The organism is Skermanella sp., from assembly GCF_059503625.1.
In genome coordinates, this window is the sequence record NZ_JCACHA010000913.1 from 1 (window position 1) to 7,433 (window position 7,433).

The following is a 7,433-nucleotide window of genomic DNA, read 5'->3' on the forward strand; positions in this document are numbered from 1 at the left end:
CCGCCAACAGCCGTTCGACATCCCGTTGGGTCAGGTGTTCGGTCATGTTTCCAGTCGTATTCCGGCGCTACGGGCGGCATGGGAATTATCCCAAGGACCGGCTCACTCTTCGCGTCGATTTTCCGGCTGCAATGCCTAATCTTTAGTTAATTTGAGAGCTGCTTTTCAGCAAACTTCGCTCTGCCGGCGCCTCGCGCCGGCGGACCCGGGCCAGCGCCAGTTCGATCCGGGCGATCTGGTCCTCGATCGACACGCGCATCTCGGACGTCACCTCCAGGCCGCGGTCCTCGAAGATATTGACGCGGGGATGCATGGCCGACCGCCGCTGGATCTCGGCGTCGCGGGCATGGAGCAGTTCCACGATCTGCGGCCGGAACATCCGCATCAGCGCCGTGATCCAGCGGTTGGCCGGCCACGAAGGGCGGGCATGGTCGATGACGAAGCAGTCCAGCATGCGAACCACGTCGCCGGCCGAGTACCATGTTTCCCCGGTGACCCAGCGGTTGGTGGTGAACAGGCGGATCGGCAGTCCCGCCCTGTCCATCGAAATGCCGACCAGATGACACAGCGCGTCGTTCTCGGACGGAGGTTCCTTGAGGTCGGGCACGGGAGCCGGGGCTACTCCCGCCGGCATGCCGAGCGGCCGCAGGAACGTATGGAAATGGCCGTGCTCGCCGGACACGCGCTCTTCCTCGGGATGGGCATGGTAATAGTACTGGGCGTGATGTTCGGAATCGTAGATGTCGCCTTGCGGGTAATGCCGCCATTCGAAGAAGGTGCCGGCGCCGCGAAGAATCTCACCCACGACATTGTCGCCGGTCTTCGTGAGGACACGCTGGCAGGTCAGCACTTCACGCGCCGCATCGGCCATGGCCTGCAGCTCTCCGCGTGACAACAAACCGAAATCGGTCATTGCCGGATCATCCTGCCCGCATTGTTGAACCCTTCGCTAACCAGCCGACGAACGACCCGAAACTTGATTACGTTCCCGGCGGCCAATCAATCTAACCCACAAGCCATAAAGGGGGCATATCCGATTTTCGGCGTACCCATAGGGTAATGGACCGCTACCTAAGCGCTGGCCACTTGGACCTATCCGCCTTCCAGCCCATTATCCAGGAAGGAGTTGAAGCCCGCCGGGAGCGGGAGAGCGGGAGAACGATGGACCAGCGCATCCCCGGAGCCTCACCCTTGTCGCGCTTCGTCCTGCTGGCGCTGCTGCTCCTACCGCTGGCTCCGGCACCGGTCCTCGGCAGTTCCGTCGATCTTCCCGCCATCGTGCTTCAGGCGCCTCCCGACCCCGATGGGCATCCTTCCCAATGGCTGAACCGCGCCGTCGGGCTGTTCGACCAGGGTGCCCTGGCGAACGAAACGCGCCATGGCAGGCCGGTGACCAAGTGGCCGGGCGCTATCGGCATCGCGGTGCGCGGCGATGCCGGAAGCGAGTGGCTTGCCCGGGTCCAACAGATCGCCGACGATCTGGCGGACCTGACCGGGCAGCAGATCACGGTCGAGGACAACCCGCTCTGGGCCGGCGACATCGACGTATACGTGACCAACCGGGCTTCCTACTGGCCGTTCTTCGTCGAACCGGTCAGCGGGGTCAAGGACCAGCCCTTCACCTGCGTCGCCCTTCCCTCCACCGTGAACGGCGAGATCAGGGGATCGAAGATCCACATCAACGCGGGAGTCGTGCCGCCCGACGGCGTAAGCGCCTGCCTGCTGGAGGAGATCTTCCAGAGCATGGGTTTCTTCGGAGAAACGCCGGGGCACCCGGAAACGGTGCTGGACGACGATATCGGCTACCGGGAACTCGGGTCGATGGACCGGCTTCTGCTGCGGACCCTGTACGATCCCCGCCTGAGCGCCGGGATGCCTCGGGACAGGGCACTGCCGCTGGTCCGCCAGATCCTCCGCGAGAACCTGTCCGACCCGCGGCGCTGACCGTCACCGTCAAGGCGGCTTCACTCGCTCCGGCGGGAGAACGAGATCGCGTAGGAGGCGTCGCGCACCGCGATCAGCGGGTCGTCGGACGGCGCTACGCCGTCGGTCACGTTGCCCGGCAGGAACAGCAGCGACTTCGCCGCTTCCTCGTTGTCTGCCGCCGGCGCCGTGATCGTCAGGACGCCGAGTTCGACGCGCTTGCGGTCCTCCGGCCACGGGACGGTCGCATCGGTGATCGGGTCGCCGGCAGCCGCGACCTGCGCCAGCAGGCGGAATTGTACCGGCGCCTTCGCCAACCGGGCTTTCAGGTCTTCGCTCAAGTAGTCCGGCGACCGCTTGGCGGCATCTTCCGAGGCAAGGTATTTGACGCCCGCCAGCGGTTCGGCGACGTAGCGGATGAAACTCGTCTCCCCCGCCTTGTTGGTGAACCCGAAGGCGTTGATGCCGAAATATTGTTCGGTGGCGAAGCTCTCCGGCGTCCTGACGGTGGCCCCGGCCTTGGCGACCGCCGGATGCTTCGATACGAACTCTTCGAGTTTGGTCGGCTTCGGGCTGTCGGGCTTGCTGGCGGCGACCGCCAATAGCAGGTCGCGGAATTCGGCCGGGGTCGCCACCGGGAAGAAATGCAGGCTGTTGATCACGATATCGGTTTCGCTGCCGTCCGGCAGGCTGAACTTGACCGCCAAGCCGTGGGGATTGGCATTGGGATCGCCATCGGGAATGTTCGGGATGCCCGTGGCGGCGGAAAAGCGGACGGTCACGGGGACGGTTCCTGCCTGGAAATGGGCGGCGCGGGTCAGTCCGGCGGCATCCGGCGAGGCCTTGAAGCTGCCCTCCGCGACGATGCCCTTGGCATGGTTGACACGCTGGCCGGGATGCTTGCCGAAAAGGTTCTGGAAGGCATCGACGATCTGTTCCTCGACCGGTGCTTCCTGTGCCGAAGCTTCCGGAACGATCCCGAATACGGTGACGGCGAAGCCCAGGGCGATCAATGAGATCGTGGCTACCGGCTGGCGCATGACTGACTCGCAAGGTTGTGGTGTCAGGCGGAACCAGGGCCGCCTGTGTCATGCGATGCTGCCAGCGCCGGAGATCACCGGCAATTCACAACGCGGTGATCCGCAAAGAAGACAGCAGGAACCGACAAAACGCAGGCTCGCCGGTCCACTCCTATCCAAGTCCGGTTCTACCGCAGCCCCGCTTCCTTGAAATACCGCTTCGCCCCTTCGTGGAGTGGGGCCGTCAATCCTTCAGTCGCCATCGGTTCCGGCTCCAGTCCCCGCAGGACCGGATGGAGCGACGTGAAATCGTCCAGGCCCTCCAATACCGTTCGAACCACTTCATAGACCGTGTCGGCATCCACTCCGGCGGAGGTGACGAGGGTTGCCTTCACGCCGAAGGTCTCAGTCTCTTCGGGAACGCCGGTATAAAGACCGCCGGGAATGACGCTGCGGGCAAGCCAGGGGATATCGCCGACAAGCCGCTGGACGGCGCGTCCGGCGACCGGAACCAGCGCTATCGAGCATGCTGAGGCGGCCTCCTGAACGGCGCCGCTGGGGTGGCCGCCGGCCAGGACGATGGCATCGACCCGGTTGTCGCACAGTGCGCCGGCCTGCTCGGATGCCGGAAGCTCCGACGCGAGCGAGAAATCCCGCACCGTCCACGAGAAGGCCTTCAGCACCGTATCCAGCATGATACGCCCGCCAGAGCCTTCCGGCCCGATATTGACCCGTTTGCCCTTGAGGTCCTGGAACGTGCCGATGCCGGCATCCGCCCTTGCCACCACCGTAAGCGGCTCACCATGCAGGCTGAAGACGGACCGCAGGTTCTTGAACGGACCATCGTCGCGGAACCGGGCCGTGCCCTTGTAGGCATGGTATTGCCAGTCCGATTGGACGATGGCCATGTCCATCTCGCCCCGCCGCAAGGCCTCCAGGTTGAAGACCGAGCCATCCGAGGACTCTACCGCGCAGCGGATGCCGTGCTCGGCGCGGCTCCGGTTGACCAGCCGGCAGATCGCCCCTCCCGCCGGATAATAGAGGCCGGTGACGACCCCGGTTCCGATCGTGACGAAGCGCTGCTCCTGCGCTGCCGCCGGGTTTGGGGCAACCATGGTTCCTGCCGTAACCGTCGCGGCTGTCAGGGCGAACGCCATGCCCAGGACGGCTGATCTCATAAGACTTCTTCTCCGTGGCTTGCTCCGCCGGAAGCCGGCGCTCTTCAAGGCATGGGGAACAAACTCACGAAGCCGGCTTCGGTTCCTCAACCTGGACGCTTCAGGAAGGACGGCGCCGGTCCTCCCCCGACGTCCTGCCCCTGCTTCTGCCGGTCGATCCTCGCCGCCTCGGTCAGCGACCATTCGACCAGCCGGCGCAGGACCTTGCCGAGCGCTTCGTCATAAGCCGCGATGATGTCCTGGAAGGCGGGGCTGCCCGCCCGCTCCAGGGCCTCGAAGGTCTTGCCGGCTTCGATGGTGCGGCGGGGCATGGCGACCAGCTTGGCGTTGATCCGGACGTGGATCTGGGGTGGTCCGCCGTCGCCGGCTCCGGCGTACTCCGACTGGAACTCCCGCAGCTCGCTCTTCAGGACATAATCCGCCCGCAGCCCGATGGTATCGCGGCCGACGGACACCACGCGGCTGCTGTTCTCGAAGGATTCGACCATCAGCGTCTGGACCATGGCCGGCGCCCGGTCGGTCCAGCTCACGCCGGCGAAGTAATCGAGCGTGGTAGGACTGCGGCTCAGGGCGATCCGCCCGGTGTCGAGACCGGCCGCCGCCACCGGCGTTTCGATCAGGATCTGGTCGGAGACCACCGGCAGCCCCTCGACGAAGGTGTTCTTCGGCGTCAGGGTGAAAAGCTGCGGCGGCGGCGAAAATCCCGGCAGGCTGCACCCGGCCGCCAGCAGGCTTCCGAGCAGAAGCGCCAGCCCAACCCTTACGCTCCGGCGTGCCGTATCACTGAACATCGACGCCCTGCCTGGTACCGCCGAACAGGAAGTCGCCGGGATCGCGCTCGAGCTTCATGGTCACCCGCGACAGGTTGGTCACCAGCCCGCGCAGTTCCGTCATCAGCAGGGTGAAGTCGTAAAGCCCGCTGGCGGTGAAATCGGCGATCGGCTCGCGGTTCTCCTTCAGCAGGGATTCGGCTTCCCTGGCCGTCCGGTCGAGCGAGGCGGTCAGCGTCCGCAGGTCGCCGGCCAGCCGCGTGAAGTCGGTGGAAAGACGGCCGGTGTCCTTGCCGACCGACCCCATGGTGACGCGTGCCTGCCCCAAAGCCGCGTCGGCGCTGCCGGCCAGCTTGTCGGCATGGTCGCGCAGGTCCATGACGAGGCCGTTGACCAGCCCCAGCGTGGTGCCCAGTTCCTCGACCGTCCCGCCGGCTCCGGCGGAAGCCTGCGCCAAGTGGTCGGTCATGGTGCGGACATTGACCAGGATGCGGGAAACTTCCTCCTGGTTCTGCTGCGTCAGGAACCCGGTGACCTGGGTGGACAGGCCGACCAGCCGCGTCAGCAGTTCGGGCGTCGTCTCCACCAGGGCCGCCAGCGACGACGGCCGGCTCTGGATGATGGGCAGGTCACCGTCTTCCGGCTTCAGCAGCGCGCTTTCCTGGGTGCCGCCGGAGATCTCGACATAGGCGCCGCCGGAAATTCCCTCCAGCGCCAGATAGGCCACCGCATCCTCCTTGATGGGGGTATTGGCCGCGACCTCGATCGTCACCTGGACGCGCGCGATGTTCCTCGGGTCGATCCGGATGTCGCGGACCGACCCCAGGGCGATGCCCCGGTAGCGCACCGGACTGCCTTCCTGCAATCCCGCGACCGAGCCGGTGAAGTAGATGTGATAGCGGGTCGAGCTTGCTTCCTCGTAGCTGGACTTCGCCAGCCAGACGACGAACGCGAACAGGCAGGCCATGAAGACCAGCGTGAAGCCGCCGACCAGGAGATAGCTGGCGCGCGTCTCCATCGCTCAGGCACCCGCGCCAAGGGCGGCGCGGCCGCGCGGTCCGTGGAAGTATTCCCGGATCCAGGGTTGGTCCAGCAAACGCAGGGCCTCCATCGTGTCCACCAGGATGCGTTTGTCGATCAGCACGGCGATACGGTCGCAGATCGCGCGCAGGCTGTCGAGGTCGTGGGTCACCATGAACACCGTCAGGCCCAGGCTGCGCTGGAGGCCCTTTATCAGGTCGTCGAAGGCCGCGGCGCCGATCGGGTCCAATCCCGCCGTCGGCTCGTCCAGGAACAGGATCTCCGGATCGAGCGCCAGCGCGCGCGCCAGCCCCGCCCGCTTCTTCATGCCGCCGGACAGCTCCGATGGATACTTCATTCCCGCGTCGGGCGGCAGTCCCGTCATGGCGATCTTGATGCGCGCCACCTCCGCGATGGTCGCGCGGTCGAGCGTCGTGTGCTCCTTCAGCGGGACCTGGATGTTTTCCGCGACCGTCATCGAGCTGAACAGCGCGCCGTCCTGGAACAGGACGCCCCAGCGCGCTTGCAGGCCGATGCGTTCGGCATCGTTCAGGGTGGCGGTGTCCTCGCCCAGCACCTCGATCGTTCCGGCGGCGGGGCGGACCAGCCCGACGATGGCCTTGAGCAGCACCGATTTTCCGGTGCCGGAGCCGCCGACCACGCCCAGCACCTCGCCGCGCCGGACATCCAGGTCCAGCCCGTCATGGATCGTCTGCGCGCCGAACCGGGTGACCAGCCCGCGCACCCGGATCACGGCACTGTGGTCGGATGCCGGCATTCTTCAGACGCCGAGATACGAGAACAGGATCGAGAAGAGCGCATCGAGAACGATCACCAGGAAAATCCCCACAACCACGGACCGGGTCGTCAGCCGCCCGACGCTTTCGGCGCTGCCGCTGACCTTCAGCCCTTCATAGCATCCGACCAGGGCTATGACGAAGGCGAAGACCGGAGCCTTGCACAGTCCGACCATAAGCGTGGAAAGCTTGATCGCGCCATGGAGCTGCTGGACGAACTGGCCGAACCCGATATCCAGCACGAAATAGCACATTACCGCCCCGCCGAGCAGGCCCACGACATCGGCGTAGAAAGCCAGCAACGGCAGCGTGATCATCAGGGCGATCGCCCGGGGCAGCACCAGCAGCTCGATCGGATCGAGGCCGAGGGTGCGCAGCGCGTCCACCTCCAGGTTGACCTTCATGGTGCCGATCTGCGCCGTGAAGGCGGAGCCGGACCGTCCCGCTATGATGATCGAGGTCATCAGGATGCCGATCTCCCGCAGGATCGAGATGCCGAGCAGGTTGACCACGAACAGCTCCGCGCCGAACTGGCGAAGCTGGTCCGCCCCCTGGTAGGCCAGCACGACCCCGATCAGGAACGACAGCAGCCCGACGATGGGCAGGGCGTTCAGCCCGGTCTGCTCGATGTGGTGGACCAGCGCTATACCCCGCAGCCGCCGGGGCGAGGCGACCGTACGCACCAGCGCCGTCACCATCATGCCCAGGAAGTTCAGGAGATCCAGC

At 65.7% G+C, this 7,433-nt stretch carries 8 protein-coding genes; 1 reads left to right on the plus strand and 7 read right to left on the minus strand.

Annotation, left to right across the window (positions count from 1 at the left end):
• Positions 1-142: 142 nt before the first annotated feature.
• A complete protein-coding gene (locus AC5JJ6_RS33285; RefSeq protein WP_496046149.1) occupies positions 143-913 on the minus strand; it encodes a DUF6969 family protein in 771 nt (256 codons plus the stop codon).
• Positions 914-1,161: 248 nt separating this feature from the next.
• Between AC5JJ6_RS33285 and AC5JJ6_RS33290 the strand changes: the two genes are divergently transcribed.
• Positions 1,162-1,944 carry a DUF2927 domain-containing protein gene (locus AC5JJ6_RS33290; protein WP_496046150.1) on the plus strand — a complete coding sequence of 261 codons (783 nt, stop codon included), beginning with the start codon at positions 1,162-1,164 and terminating at the stop codon, positions 1,942-1,944.
• Between the two features lie 20 nt (positions 1,945-1,964).
• On the opposite strand, the gene AC5JJ6_RS33295 is transcribed toward AC5JJ6_RS33290, so the two are convergent.
• The 6 genes from AC5JJ6_RS33295 to AC5JJ6_RS33320 all read right to left on the minus strand — a co-directional run.
• The gene (locus tag AC5JJ6_RS33295; protein ID WP_496046151.1) at positions 1,965-2,963 is read right to left on the minus strand and encodes a catalase family peroxidase; all 999 of its coding nucleotides are present in this window, start codon (positions 2,961-2,963) and stop codon (positions 1,965-1,967) included.
• Between the two features lie 167 nt (positions 2,964-3,130).
• Complete coding sequence (locus AC5JJ6_RS33300; RefSeq protein WP_496046152.1) at positions 3,131-4,120, minus strand: TAXI family TRAP transporter solute-binding subunit; 990 nt, start codon at positions 4,118-4,120, stop codon at positions 3,131-3,133.
• Between the two features lie 86 nt (positions 4,121-4,206).
• Positions 4,207-4,911: an ABC-type transport auxiliary lipoprotein family protein gene (locus AC5JJ6_RS33305; protein ID WP_496046153.1), complete on the minus strand. Its 705-nt coding sequence runs from the start codon at positions 4,909-4,911 to the stop codon at positions 4,207-4,209.
• Positions 4,901-5,908 carry an MlaD family protein gene (locus AC5JJ6_RS33310; protein ID WP_496046154.1) on the minus strand — a complete coding sequence of 336 codons (1,008 nt, stop codon included), beginning with the start codon at positions 5,906-5,908 and terminating at the stop codon, positions 4,901-4,903. The genes AC5JJ6_RS33305 and AC5JJ6_RS33310 overlap by 11 nt, the downstream gene beginning before the upstream one ends.
• 3 nt (positions 5,909-5,911) lie before the next feature.
• Positions 5,912-6,688 carry an ABC transporter ATP-binding protein gene (locus tag AC5JJ6_RS33315; protein WP_496046155.1) on the minus strand — a complete coding sequence of 259 codons (777 nt, stop codon included), beginning with the start codon at positions 6,686-6,688 and terminating at the stop codon, positions 5,912-5,914.
• A gap of 3 nt (positions 6,689-6,691) precedes the next feature.
• On the minus strand, positions 6,692-7,433 hold a 742-nt coding region (locus tag AC5JJ6_RS33320; protein WP_496046156.1), incomplete at its 5' end, for an MlaE family ABC transporter permease.

Excerpts from the sequence above, each read along its gene's own strand:
- AC5JJ6_RS33300 (WP_496046152.1), bottom strand. The coding sequence starts at position 4,120 with ATGAGATCAGCCGTCCTGGGCATGGCGTTCGCCCTGACAGCCGCGACG.
- AC5JJ6_RS33305 (WP_496046153.1), bottom strand. The coding sequence starts at position 4,911 with ATGTTCAGTGATACGGCACGCCGGAGCGTAAGGGTTGGGCTGGCGCTT.
- AC5JJ6_RS33310 (WP_496046154.1), bottom strand. The coding sequence starts at position 5,908 with ATGGAGACGCGCGCCAGCTATCTCCTGGTCGGCGGCTTCACGCTGGTC.
- AC5JJ6_RS33290 (WP_496046150.1), top strand. The coding sequence starts at position 1,162 with ATGGACCAGCGCATCCCCGGAGCCTCACCCTTGTCGCGCTTCGTCCTG.
- AC5JJ6_RS33285 (WP_496046149.1), bottom strand. The coding sequence starts at position 913 with ATGACCGATTTCGGTTTGTTGTCACGCGGAGAGCTGCAGGCCATGGCC.
- AC5JJ6_RS33295 (WP_496046151.1), bottom strand. The coding sequence starts at position 2,963 with ATGCGCCAGCCGGTAGCCACGATCTCATTGATCGCCCTGGGCTTCGCC.
- AC5JJ6_RS33315 (WP_496046155.1), bottom strand. The coding sequence starts at position 6,688 with ATGCCGGCATCCGACCACAGTGCCGTGATCCGGGTGCGCGGGCTGGTC.